The sequence below is a fragment of the Kushneria avicenniae genome (assembly GCF_900112585.1).
Taxonomy (GTDB): Bacteria; Pseudomonadota; Gammaproteobacteria; order Pseudomonadales; family Halomonadaceae; genus Kushneria; species Kushneria avicenniae.
In genome coordinates this window covers 638,329-657,582 of record NZ_FOLY01000002.1, presented here as the reverse complement: position 1 = coordinate 657,582, position 19,254 = coordinate 638,329, and the positions used below count along the sequence as shown (strand labels likewise).

At 59.1% G+C, this 19,254-nt stretch carries 17 protein-coding genes, 1 tRNA gene and 1 other RNA gene; 10 read left to right on the top strand and 9 right to left on the bottom strand.

The features are described from left to right. Positions 1 to 86: 86 nt before the first annotated feature. Positions 87 to 183: signal recognition particle sRNA small type (gene ffs / locus BM079_RS06310), an RNA gene on the bottom strand. Between the two features lie 190 nt (positions 184 to 373). Here ffs and BM079_RS06305 point away from each other — a divergent pair. The 4 genes from BM079_RS06305 to BM079_RS06290 all read left to right on the top strand — a co-directional run bounded on the left by BM079_RS06305 (position 374) and on the right by BM079_RS06290 (position 4,375). Beyond that, positions 374 to 1,042, top strand: coding sequence for a response regulator (locus tag BM079_RS06305; protein ID WP_090131868.1), 669 nt, complete (start codon positions 374 to 376; stop codon positions 1,040 to 1,042). A gap of 3 nt (positions 1,043 to 1,045) precedes the next feature. Continuing rightward, positions 1,046 to 2,413: a sensor histidine kinase gene (locus tag BM079_RS06300; protein WP_090131865.1), complete on the top strand. Its 1,368-nt coding sequence runs from the start codon at positions 1,046 to 1,048 to the stop codon at positions 2,411 to 2,413. Next, positions 2,413 to 3,540 (top strand): ABC transporter substrate-binding protein, encoded by a 1,128-nt coding sequence (locus BM079_RS06295; RefSeq protein WP_090131863.1) that lies wholly within the window; start codon positions 2,413 to 2,415, stop codon positions 3,538 to 3,540. Before BM079_RS06300 ends, BM079_RS06295 begins: the two co-directional genes overlap by 1 nt. 73 nt (positions 3,541 to 3,613) lie before the next feature. Continuing rightward, positions 3,614 to 4,375, top strand: coding sequence for a TlyA family RNA methyltransferase (locus tag BM079_RS06290; protein ID WP_090131860.1), 762 nt, complete (start codon positions 3,614 to 3,616; stop codon positions 4,373 to 4,375). A gap of 8 nt (positions 4,376 to 4,383) precedes the next feature. Here BM079_RS06290 and mscK read toward each other — a convergent pair whose 3' ends face one another. Continuing rightward, on the bottom strand, positions 4,384 to 7,737 hold the full coding sequence (gene mscK, locus BM079_RS06285) for a mechanosensitive channel MscK (protein WP_281243937.1): 3,354 nt from the start codon (positions 7,735 to 7,737) through the stop codon (positions 4,384 to 4,386). Between the two features lie 245 nt (positions 7,738 to 7,982). Here mscK and BM079_RS06280 point away from each other — a divergent pair, with 245 nt between their 5' ends. The 4 genes from BM079_RS06280 to BM079_RS06265 all read left to right on the top strand — a co-directional run bounded on the left by BM079_RS06280 (position 7,983) and on the right by BM079_RS06265 (position 10,003). Beyond that, positions 7,983 to 8,888, top strand: coding sequence for a phospholipase A (locus tag BM079_RS06280; protein ID WP_090131854.1), 906 nt, complete (start codon positions 7,983 to 7,985; stop codon positions 8,886 to 8,888). A gap of 95 nt (positions 8,889 to 8,983) precedes the next feature. Beyond that, the gene (locus BM079_RS06275; RefSeq protein ID WP_090131852.1) at positions 8,984 to 9,310 is read left to right on the top strand and encodes a DUF883 family protein; all 327 of its coding nucleotides are present in this window, start codon (positions 8,984 to 8,986) and stop codon (positions 9,308 to 9,310) included. Next, positions 9,310 to 9,735 carry a phage holin family protein gene (locus BM079_RS06270; RefSeq protein ID WP_090131850.1) on the top strand — a complete coding sequence of 142 codons (426 nt, stop codon included), beginning with the start codon at positions 9,310 to 9,312 and terminating at the stop codon, positions 9,733 to 9,735. Before BM079_RS06275 ends, BM079_RS06270 begins: the two co-directional genes overlap by 1 nt. Beyond that, positions 9,722 to 10,003, top strand: coding sequence for a YqjK-like family protein (locus tag BM079_RS06265; RefSeq protein WP_090131847.1), 282 nt, complete (start codon positions 9,722 to 9,724; stop codon positions 10,001 to 10,003). Before BM079_RS06270 ends, BM079_RS06265 begins: the two co-directional genes overlap by 14 nt. 48 nt (positions 10,004 to 10,051) lie before the next feature. Here BM079_RS06265 and BM079_RS06260 read toward each other — a convergent pair whose 3' ends face one another. Both BM079_RS06260 and gnd read right to left on the bottom strand, forming a co-directional pair. Next, a complete protein-coding gene (locus BM079_RS06260) occupies positions 10,052 to 11,233 on the bottom strand; it encodes a BaiN/RdsA family NAD(P)/FAD-dependent oxidoreductase (protein WP_090131845.1) in 1,182 nt (393 codons plus the stop codon). A 97-nt stretch (positions 11,234 to 11,330) separates the two neighbouring features. After that, positions 11,331 to 12,326 carry a phosphogluconate dehydrogenase (NAD(+)-dependent, decarboxylating) gene (gnd, locus tag BM079_RS06255; RefSeq protein WP_090131843.1) on the bottom strand — a complete coding sequence of 332 codons (996 nt, stop codon included), beginning with the start codon at positions 12,324 to 12,326 and terminating at the stop codon, positions 11,331 to 11,333. A gap of 351 nt (positions 12,327 to 12,677) precedes the next feature. Between gnd and BM079_RS06250 the strand changes: the two genes are divergently transcribed. Both BM079_RS06250 and acuI read left to right on the top strand, forming a co-directional pair. Next, positions 12,678 to 13,949 (top strand): acyltransferase family protein, encoded by a 1,272-nt coding sequence (locus BM079_RS06250; RefSeq protein WP_175489617.1) that lies wholly within the window; start codon positions 12,678 to 12,680, stop codon positions 13,947 to 13,949. 584 nt (positions 13,950 to 14,533) lie between these two features. Beyond that, a complete protein-coding gene (acuI, locus tag BM079_RS06245; protein ID WP_090131838.1) occupies positions 14,534 to 15,520 on the top strand; it encodes an acrylyl-CoA reductase (NADPH) in 987 nt (328 codons plus the stop codon). Positions 15,521 to 15,652: 132 nt separating this feature from the next. Here acuI and BM079_RS06240 read toward each other — a convergent pair. From BM079_RS06240 to BM079_RS06220, 5 genes are all read right to left on the bottom strand, one after another. After that, positions 15,653 to 15,740 (bottom strand) — tRNA-Ser (locus BM079_RS06240). Positions 15,741 to 15,822: 82 nt separating this feature from the next. Beyond that, a complete protein-coding gene (locus BM079_RS06235) occupies positions 15,823 to 16,383 on the bottom strand; it encodes an NAD(P)H nitroreductase (RefSeq protein WP_090131836.1) in 561 nt (186 codons plus the stop codon). A gap of 14 nt (positions 16,384 to 16,397) precedes the next feature. Then, positions 16,398 to 17,222 carry an NADPH-dependent 7-cyano-7-deazaguanine reductase QueF gene (queF, locus tag BM079_RS06230; protein ID WP_090131833.1) on the bottom strand — a complete coding sequence of 275 codons (825 nt, stop codon included), beginning with the start codon at positions 17,220 to 17,222 and terminating at the stop codon, positions 16,398 to 16,400. A gap of 2 nt (positions 17,223 to 17,224) precedes the next feature. Next, on the bottom strand, positions 17,225 to 17,998 hold the full coding sequence (locus BM079_RS06225; protein WP_090131831.1) for an ABC transporter permease: 774 nt from the start codon (positions 17,996 to 17,998) through the stop codon (positions 17,225 to 17,227). After that, a complete protein-coding gene (locus BM079_RS06220) occupies positions 17,998 to 18,951 on the bottom strand; it encodes an ABC transporter ATP-binding protein (protein ID WP_090132053.1) in 954 nt (317 codons plus the stop codon). Before BM079_RS06220 ends, BM079_RS06225 begins: the two co-directional genes overlap by 1 nt. Positions 18,952 to 19,254 lie beyond the last annotated feature (303 nt).

The window sequence follows — 19,254 nt, the reverse complement described above, 5'->3', positions numbered from 1 at the left end:
AATGCGGGCAATACGGGTATGCCGGCCAGCAAGCCGTCATCGGGAAACAGATACAGGGGAGATCATTCGCAGGAGAGGGTGGCGACCCTCAACAGCCACATCCCGGCACACGCATCCATCACTACCGTTGCTCCCTTCCGGGCCTGGCGGGGTTCGCGATATCGCGTTGCGAGAGGACCATTAAGGGCCACCATTACCGGAGATCAGAAGGCTTTAAAGGCCGGGCTGCGACCTGCCCCGATCAACCGAGCGCGCATCTTATCAGCGCAACCGACCCATCGCAAGCCATGCCGCTCGGGGATCACAACCGTCGTGAGACACGGGCCGACCAGGGTAGACTGACGGTTTCATGTTCAGTTGCTGCGGAGCCTTCATGGCGCTACTGCTCATTGAGGACGACGTGCTGCTGGCACGATCCCTTGAAACCCTTTTGCTGACCCACGACGAGCAGCTCAAGGTCATCACCCGAGGCGATCACGCCTGCGATCATCTCGCCACGCCCGGACAGTTTGATCTGATCGTTCTGGATCTGAACCTACCCCACCGCAGCGGGCTTGAAGTGCTGACCACGCTACGCCAGCACGACGTCCAGACCCCGGTGCTGATCCTGACCGCACGTGCCTCGATCGAGGACCGCGTGGCGGGCCTCGACCTGGGGGCCGATGACTATCTCACCAAACCCTTCTCGCTCGACGAATTCGAGGCCCGGGTACGTGCACTTTTACGCCGCGCCCGGCCAACGGCGCCGGATACTATCCGGCTGGGCCAGCTGGCGCTGCACGTTTCAACCCAGCGTCTTGAGCTGAAGGGAACAGCGCTGGCACTGCCGACCCGCGAACAACGTCTGCTGGCGTGTCTGCTGCGCCGCAGTGAGCAGATCATCAGCCGCGCCGAGCTGATGGCGGATACCTTTGGCGATGACGAGACGCCGGGCGACAACGCCCTGGAAGTATATGTGCACCGGCTGCGCCGTCGTCTTGACGGTAGCGACCTTCGGATCCGCACCGTGCGCGGCATGGGCTATCGTCTGGAGCAGCACTGACTCATGAAGCCGTCCGCCAGTCTGCACCGCCGCCTGCTGGGCGGACTCTCCCTGATCCTGCTGCTGATCTGTTCACTGCTGCTGCTTCAGTCGTGGCACAGTGCCCGGCGCAGCGCTGATCGTGCCCATGACCGTCTGCTGACATCGGCGGCACAGGTCATGAGCGATCACGTCAGCTGGCGCGACAACCGTCTCTGGTTCGATGTGCCCGCCTCGGCGCTGAACATGCTGGCACCACAAGGTGACGAGCGCGTTTTCTATACGCTTGTCGATCATGCAGGCCACCCCATCAGCGGCAATGCGGATCTGGCAGCACTGACAAAAGCACTCCCCGCGCCGGGTACCTTTGAAGCCTTTTCGGCGACGCTTGACGGCCTGTCGCTACGGGTCGGAGCACTGGGCGCGCGTCTGACCGGCTGGCATCATCGAGAACCCTATACCCTGCTGGTGGCCCATACGCTGGAGGCGCGTCGTGCCATGGCGCTTCAGCTCTTTCGCGACAGCAGCCTGCGCCTGATCGGCATTGTGATGCTGGCCGTCGCGGGACTTCTGATCACCCTGCGGCTGGCGCTGAGCCCGCTTGAACACCTGCGTGTGCGACTCAGGGCGCGCGCGGCGCACGATCTCTCTTCAATCGATGTCCGTGTTCCAAGAGAGCTTGAAGAGCTGCTCGCCGCGCTGAATGCCCTGCTCACCCGACAGCGTCAGGTACGTATCCACGAGCAGCGCTTTATCGGCGATGCCTCGCATCAGCTGCGCACCCCGCTGGCCGGTATCGCCGCCAGCGCAGAGCTGGCCCTTCGAAGTCATGATGCCGCTCGCTGGCAGCAGGCCCTGCAGGAGATACAGGACGGCACCCATCGCGCTACCCGGCTGGCCGAGCAGCTGCTGTCGCTGACGCGCCTCGACTCGCCCGAAGCGCCCTTGACGCGTCACCCGGTAGCGCTGGAGACGCTGGCCCGCGAGCAGGTACTGCGCCTTCTGTCCGCCGCCGATCGCTGCGGTATCGACCTGGGGCTCATCGATCCATGCCCGGCAATGTCGGTGAACGCCGATGCCTGGCAGATTGAAGAAGCGCTGAGCAACCTGATCGACAACGCCCTGCGCCATGCCCGCAGTCAGATCACCGTGGGCATCGATGCCGCAACCCGCACCCTTTATGTCGAGGACGACGGCCCGGGTATCAGCGCCGAGGCGCAGACAGACGCTCTGCGTCCGTTTCACCGCTGTGAGGAACAGGGCACTGGCAGCGGGCTGGGACTGGCCATTGCCGATGGCGTGGCCCGGGCTCACGGTGGCCACATCGTCATGCGCCATACGTCTGAAGGTCATTTCATGATCGGCCTGCACCTGCCCGAGGAGCATTCCTGATGCCGGGACTTTCCAGGATTGTCGTCGGCCTCGTGCTGGCCACAGCGCTGCTGGCTTCTGTCACGGCCGCCGGTGCCGATGACGCCCTTGCGCCCTCGGATGATGTTCTCACACGCTCAAGAGGGCACCTGCACTTTCCCGGCAGCCGCCGCGAGCGTCTCAACATTCAGGGCGTTGTAGAGGCCGAAATTCTGCGTCCGGTACTTGAGGCGTTTCATCAACGCTTTCCGCAGATCACGCTGAACTATCGCGACGCGTCGCTCGGCCCGCGGCCGACACCCGACCGTATACCGCCCAATGTCGATCTTTTGATGTCCTCGGCCATGGCCCAGCAGTACCGTCTGGCCAACGCAGGGCTGGCCCGGCCGCTGGGCGATGGCGCCATCAATCCCGACTGGCCACAGGACGCTCGCTGGCGGAATGAACTGATCGGGCTGACCCATGAATCCCTGGTCATGGTTTATCGCCGGGAACTTGCCGATATCGCCCCGCCCCCGGCAGATCACGCCGGCCTGCTGGCCCTTCTGACGCAACAGCGCGAAGCGCTGAGAGGTCGCGTTGTCACCTATAACCCTGCCCGAAGCCCGACCGGATTCATGGCGGTGGCTCAGGATGTGGCGCGCTCTCAGGAAGCCTGGGCACTGTTCGACGCCATGGGCGACACCGATACCCGACTGCAGGACACTACGGCCGACATGCTCGATGGCCTGATCAAGGGGCGCTATCTGATCGGCTACAACCTGATCGGCTCCTACGCCCGTCGCGTCGTGCGCGAGCATCCCGAACTGGCGCTGCAGGTACCGACTGATTACGCACTGGCGCTGCAGCGGCTGGCACTGATCCCCGCCAGCGCCCCACATCCCGAAACGGCGCGGCGCTTCCTGCGCTTTATCACCTCAAGCGAAGGCCAGCAGATCATGACCACGCAAACGCCGCTGGGCAGTCCGCTGCTGATCCGGCGCGCCTCGGCAGAACATGACGAATCGCTGGCCCCCATTGCACTGACACCGGGACTGCTCGCACTGATCGACCCGCTCAAGCGCGAGGCCGTGCTGGATCGCTGGCAGACGATCTTTGGCCGTCATGGCGCTTTTCCCCCGCAGGCCGTGAAAGGCGATGTAGAATAGCGGCCCGAAGGCGCCCTGCCACTTGCGCCCGATCCATTTCCCCCTTGTATTGCAGGACCTGATCATGAGCAGGATGTTACGTGTCGATCAGCTGCTGGTGGCTCAGGCGCTGGTCCGATCACGCACACGCGCCCAGCGCCTGATTCGCCACGGCCGGGTCCAGCTGATCCAGCAGGGTCAGTCACGCACCCTGACCCGCCCCGGCGAGAAGCTGCCTGAAGAGAGTGAGTTTCATGTCGTGGAAGACCCCGAGGAGCGCTACGTCTCGCGGGCGGGGCTCAAGCTCGAGGCCCTGCTCGCGGCCTCCGGCATGGCGCCCGAGGGGCGCGCGTTTGTGGATGTCGGCCAGTCGACGGGCGGGTTTACCGACTGTCTGCTGCAGCACGGCGCCGCGCGCGTCATCGGCATCGAGGTCGGCCATGACCAGCTGGACCCGCTACTGCGCGAAGACGAACGCGTGCACTGTCTGGAAAGCGTCAATGCGCGCCAGCTGCCAATCGACACCATCATGGGACTGGCGCCCGACGGACTGACAGGCGCCGTCATGGACGTGTCGTTTATCTCGCAGACGCTGATCCTTCCGGAGCTGGCGCGCCTGCTGCCGACAGGCGCGCATCTGCTCAGTCTGGTCAAACCGCAGTTCGAACTGTCGCCCGAGCAGATCGGCAGCGGCGGCATCGTGCGCGATGCGCGCCACTTTGATCAGGTCGAAACGCGTCTGCGCACGTGCTGCCGACAGGTCGGGTTTGAGCTGCACTACTGGGGCGACAGCCCGATTACCGGTGGTGACGGCAACCGGGAATTTTTAATGCACGCCACGCGAGCCGCTGACTGAGTCGATACTCAGGGCGTCTGCCCGGCCTCTCCGGTGTCGGCGTCGCCGGGGTCATTGTCATGAGGCGTGCTGGCATGAGGCAGCGGTCGCCCGTTCTTCGCCGACTGCTGCTGGACCAGACGCTTTTCGCCCTTCTCGTTGTGCAGCCAGACATCCATCTGCTGGAAGGCCACGCGCAGCTTGTTGGCCTTGAACTCGGCATCGACCCGACGGTTGATCTCGTCGGTAACCACCAGACGATCGATCAGCTCGTTGACGAATACGCGCAGCTCGAAGTTGAAGGCGCTCTGGCTGTAGGCCATGCAGAACACCTGTGGCTCGGGATCGGTCAGCACCCTGGGATGCTCATCGGCAATGCGACGTAGAATCCGGTGGGCAAGATCAAGATCGGTACCGTGCGCCACGCCGAAGGTCAGCACAACCCGGGTGATGTTGTCGGTCAGCGACCAGTTGATCAGCTGATCGGTCACGAAGGTCTTGTTGGGGATGATGATCTCCTTGCGATCAAAATCCGTCACCGTGGTAGCCCGGATGCGGATCCGGCTGACCGTACCGTGCAGGTTGCCCAGCGTAATGGTGTCGCCGATTCTGATCGGGCGCTCGAACAAAATGATCAGACCCGAAATGAAGTTGGCAAAGATCTCCTGAAGACCAAAACCCAGACCGACCGACAGCGCCGCCACCAGCCACTGCAGCTTGTCCCAGGTGACCCCCAGCGTCCCCAGCGCTGCCACGATGCCACTACCGACAATGGTGTAGGACAAAAGCGAAGTGACCGCGTAGGCACTGCCCTGCTTGAGATTGAGCCGCGACAGCACCATGACTTCCAGAAGCCCGGGCAGGTTGCGCGCCATGATGACCATCAACCCGATGATGATCAGGGCGGTCATGAGATCAGCAAGCGTGACCACGTTGACGCTGCCGCCGGCGGCATCGCTTTCGCTGATCTGACCGATGCTGACGTTATCCAGATAGGAGAGCACGCCCAGCAGATCGGCCCAGACCAGATACAGCACGCTGATAAAGATCAAAAACAGGATCAGCTTGGACAATCGCAGCGACTGCTGATTGACCTGCTCCATGTCCAGCGGTGGCTCCTCGACCAGATCCACGCCGCTTTCGGCGGCGCCGTCGCGCCCCTGCGCCCGGCGACGCGCCACGGCGCGACGATAGGCCAGCCGCCGAGCGGCCACTGCCAGCCCGCGCACCACGCTGGCCTCGACGAGCAACCACAGCGCCAGAATGTAGAGCGTCAGAATAAAGCGGCCGCATAGACGCAGGGCCGTGTATTCATAGCCAAAGAGAATCATGCCGATCAGCGCCAGCGGTACCATGGCAAGCGTGACACCCAGCAGCAGCCGGAAAAGCCGCACCCCCATCCAGGGTACGTGCGCCAGAATCAGACGCAGCATGAAAACGCTCATACCCATCAGTCCCGCCAGCATGATCAAAAGCGCCAGCGGCTGCTCCGACAGCCGGCTATCGGCCTGCTCGGCAATGCTGGCCACCACAACCACCGGCGCCACACTGCAGCCCAGCCAGAAGATATTGCGTCGCAGCCGATCCACATAAGGCGCAGGCCAGTGAAAGTGGCGTGTGGCCACGCCGTCGGGCACCAGCAGTCGCCGAATCAGCCCGAAGACCTGCCAGGCCAGCGCCAGCTGCAACAGCGCGCGCCCCAGCGAGACGGCAAAGCCTTCTCCACCCAGCCACAGGCCAATGCCTGCCGTGAGCAGTATCAGCGGCGTGGTAGAAGAGAGAATCAGATTGAGCAGGATGGCTCGAGGCGTATGCAGCTGCGTATCACGCTTGAGACGGCCGATCTGGTTGTGCAGCTCCAGTAGATAGGCCTTGATGCGCCGCCGAAAAAAGGCCATCAGGCCGGCCACGACCAAAAGCGGCACGGCCAGCAGCGCGCGCGGTGACGGCACTTCCCAGAGCGTTCCCAGCGTCTGAAACCACTGCCCTTCCAGCAGCTGCTGCCCCATTCGCATCGGCAGTTCCCTGAGCCAGGACAGGCCCAGCGGCTGGCCGTTGGCGACCCAGAAAAGCTGCTCTTCGATGGTGTCACGCACTGAGCGGCTGATGTCCACCAGCTGCTGCTGATTGAGCTGAACGTCGATGGCCCGGCTCAGCAGGTTGCCGTACTCCCGATCCAGCTGGTCCAGCAGATCGCGTCGCATCTCAAGCGTCTGGAGCAGCACCTGCCGTGCCCGGGGAGTCAGCGGCTCTTCGCTTTCCAGCTGAGTGTCGATATAGCTTGATGGGTTGGCCAGCGCCTGGCGCGACTGTCCGATATCAAACTGGCGCAGTCGCAGGTCGCCGATCTCTTCCTGAAGACTGCTCTGATCCTGAACATCCGGCAGTGAGCCGCGCTGCTGGCGCAGCACGCGTGACAGCAAAAGGCTTCCCCGCAAAGCCTCTATCTGCTCGTTGAGCGTGCGCTCGACCTGTCTGACCTGCTCGAGCCGGGCACGCGTATTGATGCCGTCGCGAATCATCGTGTTGGCACGATCGGTCGTGTTCAAAAGCTCCCGGGCCAGCGACTGGTTCTGAGCACGGGCCTCATCGACGACAGGGTTGCTGATCCGGTCGTTGTCGCCGATGTGGGCCGCTTCGGCAATGGCCTGTTCGGAGGCATCCCGGCGCTTCTGGTTGATTGCCTCCTGCAGCACCAGCAGCGTGTTCTGATTGACATCGATCTGGCGTGACAGTAGTTCCCGATGCATCTGATTGACGTCGCGCAGCACCGTACTGTTGGACAGCTGACGCTGTCCCAGCTCGATGCGGGCATCCAGCAGCGCCATGCGCGCACTGATGAGCTGTCTCTGTTCGGCACTCGGCGCGCTGCCCTCGCTGGGTTCCAGCGAATCACTGAGCTTTTGCTGCTCTCGCCGCGCATCGCTGATGGTGGCCTGCACCCGCTCCGGCAGGGTCTGCGCACTGATCAAGGCCCGTGTGACGTCGGTAAGCTGATCCTGCTGACGCTTGAGATCTTCAACGGTGCTGCCCAGCCGCTGCTCGAGCTGCTCGAGCGAGCTTCTGCCCAGCGTATCGCTGTCCAGCGTTTGATCACTGTCCAGTCCCTGCAGCTGATTCTGGTACTGGCGCCGCTGTCGATCGGCCTGATTCACCCGGTCTTCAAGCGCTATCTGTTCCTGTCGTGTATTTTCGAGCGCTTCAAGGGCATCACGCGTTTTACCCAGCGTGTCCAGCACTTGCTGATCACTCGCACTTGGATTGTCATTGCCCTCGATTGCCTGTATCTGCTCGTCGATCGACTGACGAGAGGGAATATCCTGCTCGGAGGCCAGCACCCAGGGGGCTGACAGCCACAGCATCAATATCATTAAACACAGCATGCCCCGGCGCATCGGGGCCTTGACGGGTGTTACCACGCTGGCCTTACCCCACATAAAGACACATCTCTGGATTAGAACCCTGTGCAAATACATAATATCGATCCAGGGCAAAATAACTAAAACCCTGTCGGAAGATGCCGATAACGATGGCTATCCCGGCCGGGTGCGTTACCTGCCGAACATGCCGAATTCAGGGCGCCATGATAAGCTCATCACGACGCCTGTCACCTCTGGAATGGATCCTTATGACTCACCGTGTTCAACGTCTGTTGCTGGCACTGCTGCCATGCATTTTGATGATCACTTCTCAGGCACATGCCGATACCGACGGTGACGATGTATCCGTCAGGGAACGCGACCGCCAGGCGCTGGAACGTCAGGCCATGTTGAATCCCGTGGCCATTACGGTGTACAAGCGCAACTACCTGATGCCGTATACCTATAACGCTCGCCCCAATGCCGATGACTTCAGGGAAATTGACGATGCCGGCATCGACAAGGGCGAAGTGAAGTTCCAGTTCAGCGTCAAGGTAGGCATTCTCGATGACATATTTGGCGACAACGGTGACCTTTATTTTGCCTATACCCAGCGCTCCTGGTGGCAGGCCTACAATGCGGACGCTTCTTCTCCATTCCGGGAAACCAACTATGAACCGGAGCTTTTCCTGAGCTTCGATAACAGCAGCATGCTGGGTGGCTGGACCAATACGGCCAACCGCGTTGGTCTGGTGCATCAGTCCAATGGCCGCTCGGATCCCCTTTCACGCAGCTGGAATCGTATCTACGTCGACAGCATCTGGCAAAAGGGCAACCTGACACTGTCTGTCGCACCGTTCTGGCGTGTACCGGAATCCGAAAAGGATGATGACAATCCGGATATCGAAAATTATGTCGGCTACGCCGACATCACTCTGAATTATCTTTTTGATAACGGCCACGAAGTGACATGGCTTGCTCGCGGCAATCCCGGCAAGGGGAACTTCGGTAATCAGCTGGATTACTCATTTCCGCTGCATGGCAAGATCCGCGGCTTTCTTCAATATTACGAAGGCTACGGCGAGAGCCTGATCGATTACGATCATTACAACCGTCGTATCGGCCTGGGTTTCTCGCTCAACACGTCATTTCTGGGCATACCGGACACCCTGTAAGGCTGTGGGCAAATGCATTGTCATGCGCGCATTGAAGCCGACGCCCAGGCTGCTATGATGAGGATGCAATCTTATTGTCAACGGAGGGACATAGCATGGCCATGAAGCCTATCAGCGGTAATGAAAACGATAGTCAGGAACAGCTGCGTGAAGATCTGCGTCAACTATCAAGCACGATCGAAGAATTGATGCATGCAACCGCCGATGACTCTCGTGAAAACGTGGCCCGCCTTCGTGAACGCGCAGAAGCCAGGCTGGTAGAAACTCGTGCACGTCTCTCGGCGAGCAGCGAGCGCGTTCGTCACCAGGCACAGGACAGCATGGAATGTGCTGACCAGTACGTGCGCAGCAACCCGTGGAAAAGTGTTGGCTACGGTGCAGCGCTCGGTGTTGTGGTAGGTCTGATTCTCGGTCGCAGCTGATGTCTTCCGGTAGCGGCCCGGCCCAACGCGTTATTCTGGCCGCGCAGCGTCTTCTGAAAAACCTGATGGATACCGGTGAGACGCGCCTGCGTCTCGCCGTTATTGAACTTCAGGAAGAACGCGCAAGGCTTTTTTCGCTGCTGTTGCTGTCAGGCATTGCCCTGCTGCTGCTTGCCTTCGGCATCGGCATGCTGATGCTTCTGGTGATTGTGGCCTTCTGGCAGGACCACCGCCTGCTGGCCATTGGCATTGCCGCTGCTGTTCTGATCCTGTCAGGTATTCTGGTAGCACTGCGCGTGCGTGCCGTCTCGCGTGAACCCAGCCTTCTACGGTCGACACTGGCACGTTTTAGTGAAGACAAGGAATTGCTGGATCAGACGCGTATCGACCACACCCGTGTGGGAGAGAAGCATGAAGAAAGATGATCTCGCCACCCGACGCCATCGTTTCGAACAACGCATCATTCAGGAGCGCCTGCAGCTTGCAGGCGCTGTGCGTGAATGGCAGGAAGCCACGGCGCCCATCGATCACGGCTGGCAACAGCTGGCACGCTACAAGGGCCCGATCCTTCTGGGATCGGGGCTGACTGTCACCATGCTGTCGCGCAACAAGGGGCGCGTTGGCAGATTGTTCAAGCGCAGTGTTGTCATCTACACGATGTTTCGACGCGCCAAAAAGCTAATCGGCCGCTGACATGATCGTCGCAGGGTAAAAATCAATACTGCCCGTGCGCAGGCGGCTTCAGAGTGCCTGTGCACAGGCATACCCTGACGCCCATGCCCACTGAAAGTTGAAGCCGCCCAGCTGTCCCGTGACATCAAGTGCTTCGCCGATAAAATGCAGCCTTGGCTGATGTTGAACCGCAAAACTCTTTGACGAGATGGCGCGCGTATCGATCCCGCCCATGGTGACCTCGGCCGTCCGCCATCCTTCAGTACCTGCCGGCTTGATCGTGAAATTCGAAATCTGTCGCGCCAGCGCTTCAAGCGCCCGATTATTGTAATCGGCCATGCTTTTAGAGCACCCCAGCCACTCTTCCAGAGCCTGCGCCAGCCTTTTGGGCAGATGCTCACCCAGCCAGCCGCCCAGCGTTCTTTTGGGCATATCCTGCCTGGCACCCTTGAGGGTGGTAAAAAGATCGTCCACGTCGGGCAACCAGTTGATGTGAACGTCGTCGCCACCCTGCCAGTGACTCGATGCCTGCAGGATCGCAGGCCCGGACAGCCCACGGTGCGTCAGAAGTGTCGCATCACGATAGCGCCCATCACCGCATCGCACGATGGTGGACGCCGAAACGCCTGACAGTGCCGCCATGCGCTCCTTCCACGGCATATCCAGCGTCAACGGCACCAGAGCAGGCCGAGGCGTGATGACATCCAGCCCGTACTGGCGAGCGACATCATAGGCAAACCCGGTGGCACCAAGGGTCGGGATGGAGAGCCCCCCGGTGGCTACGACCAGACGATCAGCGAGCACACGCCCGCTCGAGGTTGAAAGCGCGACGCCCTCCTCGCCGGCATCGACATGTTCGATTGCTGTCGACAGCCTGAGCTCGACACCGGCCCACTGACACTCGGTTAACAGCATGTCCACAATCGGCTGACTGGAGTCGGCACAAAAGAGCTGGCCTGGCGCCTTCTCGATGGGCTCGATGCCGTGACGCTCGACCATTTCCACAAAATCGAGCGGCGTATACCGTTTCAGGGCAGAAATGACAAAGTGAGGATTACGCGAAAAAAAATGGTTGGGTGTCGTGGCCATATTGGTGAAATTGCAACGACCACCTCCCGACATCAGGATCTTCTTGCCGGGGCGCTTGACGTGATCCAGCAGCAGTACCCGTCTGCCGCGATATCCGGCCTGCAGGGCACACATCATGCCCGCAGCGCCGGCACCGACAATCACCACATCCCAGTGATTCATTCGCTTTTCATCTCTTCCTCGACAATTTTTTGAGCCTTTCAGATAAAAGAGAAAGGGGCCGCAAAAGCGGCCCCTGTTCATCGCATACGCTAAAGGCTTAATCAGCGGGAGGTACGGGCGTTTCCACGTGACCACCAAACTGCTGGCGCATGGCGGACAGCAGTTTTTCCCCATAGGTATTATCGCTGCGCGAGCGAAAGCGCGTAAAGAGCGCACTGGTCAATACATTGGCAGGCACGGCCTCTTCGATAGCGGCCTCGATGGTCCAGCGCCCTTCACCGGAATCATTGACCTGACCGCTGTACTGCTCCAGCTCATGATCCTCGGACAAAGCAATCGAGGTCAGATCCAGAAGCCATGAGGAGATAACACTGCCGCGACGCCACAGCTCGGCGATGTCCGCCAGATCCAGTTCGTATCGCTCGCCTTCAGGCAGCGTCTCGAGGTTACGATTCTTGAGAATATCAAACCCTTCGGCATAGGCCTGCATCATGCCGTATTCGATACCATTGTGAACCATCTTGACGAAGTGACCGGAGCCGGCCGGACCGCAGTGCAGATATCCCTCTTCGGCACGGCCATCGAAACGCGCGCCTTCGCGGCCGGGCGTTTTTTCAATATCGCCGGTACCAGGCGCAAGCGTCTGAAAGATGGGATCAAGGCGGTCAACAACGTCCTTTTCACCGCCGATCATCAGGCAATAGCCACGCTCACGGCCCCAGACACCACCCGAGACGCCGACGTCAACGTAATGCAGATCCTTGTCGCCAAGCTCTCGGGCGCGACGGACGTCATCCTTGAAAAAGGCGTTGCCTCCTTCGATGAGCGTATCTCCGGGTTCAAGGAGGTCAGAAAGCTGACTGATGGTGGATTCGGTAATGTCACCGGCAGGAAGCATCAGCCAGATACTGCGCGGCGCAGGCAGCCTTTCCACGAGAGCCTTCAGGGAGTCCGCGCTATCGGCACCGTCCTTTTGAAGCGCCTGCCTTGCGTCATCACTGGTATCGAACACGGCACATTCATGACCGGCATCCATCAGACGGCGCGCAATATTACCGCCCATTCTGCCAAGACCAACAATTCCTAGCTTCACTGTCGCACTCCCGTCTCGTGGCGAGTCGAACCGCCCGGTCCGACCACATCAGTATCGTGACAGCGAGTTTAACAAATGAGCCGGTTTCCCGCCTCTTGCCAGCTCTTGCGACCGGCGCCCTTCGATAGCATTTAACTATCAAAAGCCTGGCCATTATGCCGATGCGCTCGACATTTGAGATCAGCCTTAATGCAGTGTGACGGGCGCTCAGCCTGGCACAGAGTACCCGTTCATATCCCGCAATCTATACATTAAGGTGACTCAAGGATGTTTACTAAAAATGACCTTAACAATCATTTCTTAACAATCGGACGATGTTCTTTCTTCCGTACACGTCCAGCAGGAGTGTTTATGCACCGGGAAAAATTTGTTGCTCTGGACTGGTTGCGTTTTGCACTGGCCATCTACCTGGTGCTTTTCCATACCCTCAAGGAGTACGGCGACATCAAAGCCGTACAGTGGATTTACAGCAGCATGAGTCTGGGCTTTTATTCCACCAGCACCTTCTTCGTACTGTCGGGTTTTCTGCTGGCTCACGTGTACATTGGTAGAAACCAAGGCCAGGGACTCGACTACAAGCGCTTCTGGATCAAACGCTTTGCCTCGCTTTACCCGATTCATATTCTTGCGCTGATCATTGTCCTGCCGCTGGCGGTCATCAATGCCGGAGGCATCACGCAGATTACGGTGACACCCAATACCAACGACTGGTCAGAAGGCGTCAGTGCCGCCTCTCACATGCTTGGCATGGGCGGCTTTATGGGCAATCTCCTGCTGCATGTCAGTCTTCTGCACGCATGGAGTCCGTTCTACACCACCTTTAATTTTGCAACCTGGTCGCTTTCGGCCCTTTTGTTCTTTTATCTGGTCTTTCCGTTTATCGGTCCGGCGCTGGCACGCATGCATCGCCCTCTGCTGGCGCTTGTGGCCATCGGCCTGGTCTATGCGGTGCCCGCCCTCTACATGTTTCTGGCCGGCATCAATGACAATGTCATCGCGCACGGCATCATGCATCGCAATCCCCTGATCAGACTTCCGGAGTTCCTGTCAGGTGTCGTACTTCATCAGGTCTATCTGCGTCATAAACTGTTGATGGCGGCACTTTTCAGTGCTCGCGGCACGATCCTCTGTCTTGCCTTCATTCTGGGCTGCTTTGCTTTCAGCGCCTGGATCCATGCCGAAGTTCGGGGCGGATGGTATTACCTGCTGCACAATGGCCTGCTGCTGCCTTCGCAGTTGCTGCTGGTACTCATGTGTGCCTGGTTTCAACCCGACAGCAATACGGCTCAGGCAAAGCTGGCAGGCAGACTTGGCCTGGCGTCACTGTCCATCTTCGCGCTGCACACGCCGCTCAACATGATCTCTTCAAAGATCGAAAAGCTGGTACTTGGCGGCATCGAGATGCTCACAACACAGGCCCCCGTGTCCATATCGTCGCTGCTGAACCTGGCCGGAGATCAGACCCGCGAACTCTGGATGTATCCCTTCTTTCTGGCAGGCGTGATCGTGGTCTGCGTACTGTTTCAGGAGCAGCTGGTCAATCGGACGCGCCTTTTCGTTCAGAACAGGCTTTTGAACCGGGAAAAACGCACTACTTCGAGAATGTTTGAGAGACATGCCTGACACCAGTCATCCCGGAGTTCACACATGACACTGAAAAAAGACATTCTGAATTAAACTTTAGTTACCAAAATAAACATTTTGTGTCACAATAGGGTCACGTTGGTGGTGAACAACCGCGACGAAATTTTCAGGCCGGTAATGCCCCCTCGCATCCGGCCTTTTTTTGTGCCTTGAACCAGCTAGCGGTCTTTTACCCTTTCTTGAACCCGAAACCTTTTCTTTAAACCGAGCTTCTTTCTTCAACCCGGGACAAGAGCAGGCACATCCCTGTGCAGAAGGTTTTCCGTGACCGTCCAGGCATCCTGCCCACTGGCAGTATCCACCATCTACTTCAGCCATATTTGATATACGTCAAGACCCTACAAAGCGTTACGCTAAAAGTCTTCCTGCTGCGAAAACCCGCCATATCGATCACCATGTCGTCATCACATGACATGAATACGGAATAGCGTTCTCCTTCTCCTGCTCTGGTTTGATACGCTCAAAAGACAGCAATTCCGCTGAACGTGTCTTCCAGTATCACGGCTGATGTCATTGGCACTGCGTGATTCGTGCCGGCCTATTCCCTGACAGAGGAAAGCACCATGTTTCGTGCCCTGCAGCTTCATCAGATAGAGGACCAATCCACCAGAGCAGCGGTCACCGAGCTGTCCCCTGATGCGTTTCCGGAAAATGAAGTACAGGTACGCATTGACTGGAGCACGCTTAACTACAAGGACGCTCTTGCCATCACCGGCAAAGGCGCCATCGTTCGTCATTTCCCGATGGTACCGGGCATCGACCTGGCCGGCGTAGTGGCACACAGTTGTAGTCCGGACTGGTCACCCGGCGATCGCGTACTGGTCAATGGCTGGGGCATCGGTGAGCGTCACTGGGGCGGGCTGGCACAAATGGCGGGCCTGAAATCGCAGTGGCTGACACCACTCCCCGAGCCGCTGAGCGCGAGACAGGCGATGTCGATCGGCACGGCGGGATATACGGCCATGCTGAGTCTCATGGCACTCGAACGTCACGGCCTGACGCCCGATCAGGGAGAGGTGCTGGTGACCGGTGCCAGTGGCGGCGTCGGGACGTTTGCCACCATGCTGCTGGCCCGTCATGGCTATCGCGTGATTGCCGCTACTGGACGCACTGAAGAACAGGACTATCTCAAGGCGCTGGGCGCTGCCGGTATCATTCACCGTGACGAACTGTCAGGTCAGGGCCGACCGCTGGGCAGGGCGCGCTGGGCAGGGGTCATCGACTCCGTGGGCAGTCATACGCTTGCCAACGCCTGCGCCCATACTCATGAAGACGGGGTGGTGGCGGCCTGTGGGCTGGCGCAGGGCATGGACTTTCCGGCTACCGTAGCGCCGTTCATTCTCAGAGGCATAACGCTTTCAGGCATCAACAGCGTAACAAGGCCACAGATCGAGCGCGGGACCGCCTGGTCGAGACTTGCCCGTGAGCTCAATATCGATCTGCTGGAAACCACGACGCGGGAAGTGAGCCTGTCCGGGGCCATCGAGGCCGCTGATGAGCTTCTTGCCGGCCGGATCCGCGGCCGACTGGTCGTAAACGTCAACGACTGAAAATCGATGAGCGTTGCGAAAAAGCCGCCAAATATTCGACAGAGGCTTCTTTACTGCCGGAGCTTCCAGTAGGTGGCATTTTTTCCAGATATAAAAAAAGCCGGCTTGGGTAGCCGGCTTTTTCAGAATACGTGGCGGAGGGGGAGGGATTCGAACCCTCGAAGCCTTTCGACTTACACACTTTCCAGGCGTGCTCCTTCGACCACTCGGACACCCCTCCGCATTGTTGTCCGCACAGGCTTGGCTGCGAGAACGGCGCACATCCTGACACGAGGATGCGCTGATTGCAAGCCTGAATGCGCCTATGCCTTGATTCGCTCGACAAAATCGCCGGGATCAAGCGATTTGAGCGTTCGGTCTCCCGTGGCACAGTGACCAAGATAGAGAAAGCCCACCAGCTCATCATCCTGCTCAAGACCCATGGCCTGACGCACGTGCTGATGACGGGCAAGGTCACCGGTACGCCACATGGCGCCAAGCCCCTGCGCATGCGCGGCATACAGCATGGCGTGGGCCGCACAGCCGGCCGAGATGACCTGTTCGATGCGCGGCACCTTGTGATTGACCCTGACAGCAGCAATCACGGCAATCACGACAGGAGCTCGCAGCGGCTTGCTGCGCGCTTTCTCGAGCGTTTTGTCACTGACCTCCGGGTTGTCTTCGCGCTCGGCACCGGCAAACATCGTCCCGAGTGTGCTGCGCCCTTCCCCGCTGTATTCGATAAAGCGCCACGGACGCAGTTCACCATGATCCGGTGCTCGCAGGGCAGCCCGATAAATCACGTCCATCTGCTCGGTCGAAGGGGCCGGCTCTTCCAGCCTGCCGTGCGACTGACGATCCAGCAGCAGTGTCATGGCCTCCATAGCGCTCTCCTGGCTCATTGGCGCATCAGCCGCAGCGTTTTGATCGGCGTCTCGCCGGGCAGCGCCCGCCAGGGACTGATATCAAGTCCGCCGCGGCGCACATAGCGCGCCATGACCAGCAGCTGATCCGGCTCGGCTTCGCGCAGAATGTCCATGAACATGCGCTCTACGCAGTGCTCATGAAACTCCTGATGTTCGCGAAAGGAGATGATGTAGGCCAGCAGCGCATGGTGATCCAGTGCCGGACCACGATAGCGGATCAGAACACTGCCCCAGTCGGGCTGACCGGTGACCGGACAGTTGGACTTGAGCAGATGCGAATGCACGGTCTCCTCGACAATCTCGCTGTCGGTGATGATCAGCTCAGGGTCGGGCTGGTAGGTATCCACCTCGACCTCAAGATCATCCAGACACAGGCCCGGCAGGCGCCCGGGCGCCAGCGCCATGTCATCCACCCCGAAGAGGGTGACTTCGACTTCAGCATCCACTACCCGGGACAGATCCTGCCTGAGCACCCGACGCACCTCCACCGAGGAGGCAAACCGGGTCTGGTTAAAACTGTTGAGATAAAGCTTCCATGACTTGGATTCGATCAGATTCATCGAATCGGCCGGTACCCGGAAGCGGGCGATGGCCACCACCGGCTTGCCGGTGGGCGTCAGCCAGGAAAGCTCAAAGGCCTGCCACTCATCCTCCCCTTCAAAGGGAAGATCGTCCTCATCCAGGTCCAGCGACGCCCGATTGATGTTGCGTGCAATGGGATACAGCAGTGACGGATCGTATTCGGTGATGTAGGCACTGGCCTGTCCCAGCGGTGCATCCTTCAGGTCGTCGCTCATGATCAGCTACGCAGCCCCTTGCCACGGCGCAGCAGCCATATGGCCGCGGAGAAAAAGATCACGATGAAAATCGCAATGGCTCCGACAGCTGCGCCAACGTTGATATCGGAAACGCCAAGAATACCGTATCGGAACGTATTGACCATATACAGAATCGGATTGACCAGCGAAACGTTCTGCCAGAACTCCGGCAGCGTGTGAATCGAGTAGAACACGCCACCCAGATAGGTCAGCGGGGTGAGCACAAAAATGGGCACGATCGAGATGTCATCAAACTTCTTGCCCAATAGTGCATTGATGAAACCACCGATGGAAAAGAGAACTGCCGTCATGATCACCACCAGCGTGGTCAGAAGCGGATGGCGAATGTCCAGATCGGTAAAAAAGAGCGAAACAGCGGTCACGATAATGCCCACGGCCAGGCCACGGGCGGCGCCGCCGATCACAAAACCCGACAGTACCAGCCAGTTGGGCATCGGCGAGATGATCATCTCTTCGACGCTGCGCTGAAACTTGCTGCCGAAAAACGAGGACGCCACGTTGGAGTAGCTGTTGGTGATGACCGACATCATGATCAGACCGGGCACGATGTAGTCCATGTAATCGACACCATCCATCTGGCCGATCCGGGCACCGATCAGGTTGCCGAAGATAATGAAATACATCGTCATCGTGATCGATGGGGGCAGCAATGTCTGGGGCCAGATACGCATGAATCGGCGAATTTCGCTGCGTACGATGGTCCACAGCGCCACCATCATCTGTCGACTGTTCATCAGCGAATGCCCCCCTGCTGCCCTGCTTCTGTCTTGCTGCCTTCCACCATGCGCACGAAAAGCTCCTCGAGCCGATTGGCACGATTGCGCATCGATACCACCTCGATATTCTGCTCGCTGAGTCGGGCAAAGGCGTCGTTGATGCGTTGCCCCTTATCGATCGACAGCGTCAGTTGACTGTCATCAAGGCGCTCTACATCAAAGCCTTCAATGACCGGGCATTGCGCCACCGGCGAGGCCAGATCCAGCACGAAGGTCTCGCGATTGAGCTGTCCGAGCAGCTCCCGCATGCTGGTGTTATGCACGATCTCGCCATGGTTGATGATGGCGATGTTGCGACACAGGCTTTCGGCCTCTTCCAGATAGTGAGTGGTCAGGATGATGGTGGTGCCTTCCTGTTCATTGATGCGCTTCATGTACTCCCACATGCTGCGACGCAGCTCGATATCCACGCCGGCGGTAGGCTCATCGAGAATCAAGAGCCGTGGGCGATGGATCAGGGCGCGGGCGATCATCAGACGTCGCTTCATGCCGCCGGAGAGCATACGCGCGGCGTCATGACGTTTTTCCCAGAGCCCGAGATCTTCCAGCAACTGATGGGCGCGATCCTCGGCCTGGCGGCGCGGAATACCGTAGTAGCCAGCCTGAGTCAGAATAATGTCTTCAACCTTCTCGAACTGGTTGAAGTTGAACTCCTGAGGCACGACGCCGAGGTAGTAACGCGCACGGGCAAACTCGCGATCGACGTCAATGCCGTAGATGGACACCTCACCCGCTGTCTTGCGCACCAGCGAACTGACCACACCCAGCGTGGTCGACTTGCCGGCGCCGTTGGGCCCCAGCAGCGCAAAGAAATCGCCCTGGGGCACTTCCAGGTCAATGCCCTTGAGGGCGTGAAAACTGTTGTCGTAAACCTTGGTCAGGCCTCTTATGGAGAGGGCAGCATGCACAATCAGAACTCCATGACGATCAGAAGTATCGCCGCAAGCACGTGCACCGTGTTGGTGAGCCACGTCACCCTGCAGGACAGGGTAAAAAAGGCGACGATAGGGGGACGCCCGATACGGGGGCGCTGAAATGAAAGCATCGTTTATCGAAACGCCATTCAGCGGCGCTTAAAGAGATGCGTAATACCAGGCAGCAATGATAGTCGAACACGCGAATGACAGCACTGTTCAGCCACAAAAAAGCCAATCGCAGACGCTACGCCATCGACAGAAGCAATGCCGTGCGACAAACCTGGATGGAAAAGACAA

What these genes read in the sequence shown, in the direction of transcription:
- BM079_RS06305 (WP_090131868.1), top strand. Translation starts at nt 374, where the DNA reads ATGGCGCTACTGCTCATTGAGGACGACGTGCTGCTGGCACGATCCCTT.
- BM079_RS06300 (WP_090131865.1), top strand. Translation starts at nt 1,046, where the DNA reads ATGAAGCCGTCCGCCAGTCTGCACCGCCGCCTGCTGGGCGGACTCTCC.
- BM079_RS06295 (WP_090131863.1), top strand. Translation starts at nt 2,413, where the DNA reads ATGCCGGGACTTTCCAGGATTGTCGTCGGCCTCGTGCTGGCCACAGCG.
- BM079_RS06290 (WP_090131860.1), top strand. Translation starts at nt 3,614, where the DNA reads ATGTTACGTGTCGATCAGCTGCTGGTGGCTCAGGCGCTGGTCCGATCA.
- mscK (WP_281243937.1), bottom strand. Translation starts at nt 7,737, where the DNA reads ATGCTGTGTTTAATGATATTGATGCTGTGGCTGTCAGCCCCCTGGGTG.
- BM079_RS06280 (WP_090131854.1), top strand. Translation starts at nt 7,983, where the DNA reads ATGACTCACCGTGTTCAACGTCTGTTGCTGGCACTGCTGCCATGCATT.
- BM079_RS06275 (WP_090131852.1), top strand. Translation starts at nt 8,984, where the DNA reads ATGGCCATGAAGCCTATCAGCGGTAATGAAAACGATAGTCAGGAACAG.
- BM079_RS06270 (WP_090131850.1), top strand. Translation starts at nt 9,310, where the DNA reads ATGTCTTCCGGTAGCGGCCCGGCCCAACGCGTTATTCTGGCCGCGCAG.
- BM079_RS06265 (WP_090131847.1), top strand. Translation starts at nt 9,722, where the DNA reads ATGAAGAAAGATGATCTCGCCACCCGACGCCATCGTTTCGAACAACGC.
- BM079_RS06260 (WP_090131845.1), bottom strand. Translation starts at nt 11,233, where the DNA reads ATGAATCACTGGGATGTGGTGATTGTCGGTGCCGGCGCTGCGGGCATG.
- BM079_RS06250 (WP_175489617.1), top strand. Translation starts at nt 12,678, where the DNA reads ATGCACCGGGAAAAATTTGTTGCTCTGGACTGGTTGCGTTTTGCACTG.
- acuI (WP_090131838.1), top strand. Translation starts at nt 14,534, where the DNA reads ATGTTTCGTGCCCTGCAGCTTCATCAGATAGAGGACCAATCCACCAGA.
- BM079_RS06235 (WP_090131836.1), bottom strand. Translation starts at nt 16,383, where the DNA reads ATGGAGGCCATGACACTGCTGCTGGATCGTCAGTCGCACGGCAGGCTG.
- queF (WP_090131833.1), bottom strand. Translation starts at nt 17,222, where the DNA reads ATGAGCGACGACCTGAAGGATGCACCGCTGGGACAGGCCAGTGCCTAC.
- BM079_RS06225 (WP_090131831.1), bottom strand. Translation starts at nt 17,998, where the DNA reads ATGAACAGTCGACAGATGATGGTGGCGCTGTGGACCATCGTACGCAGC.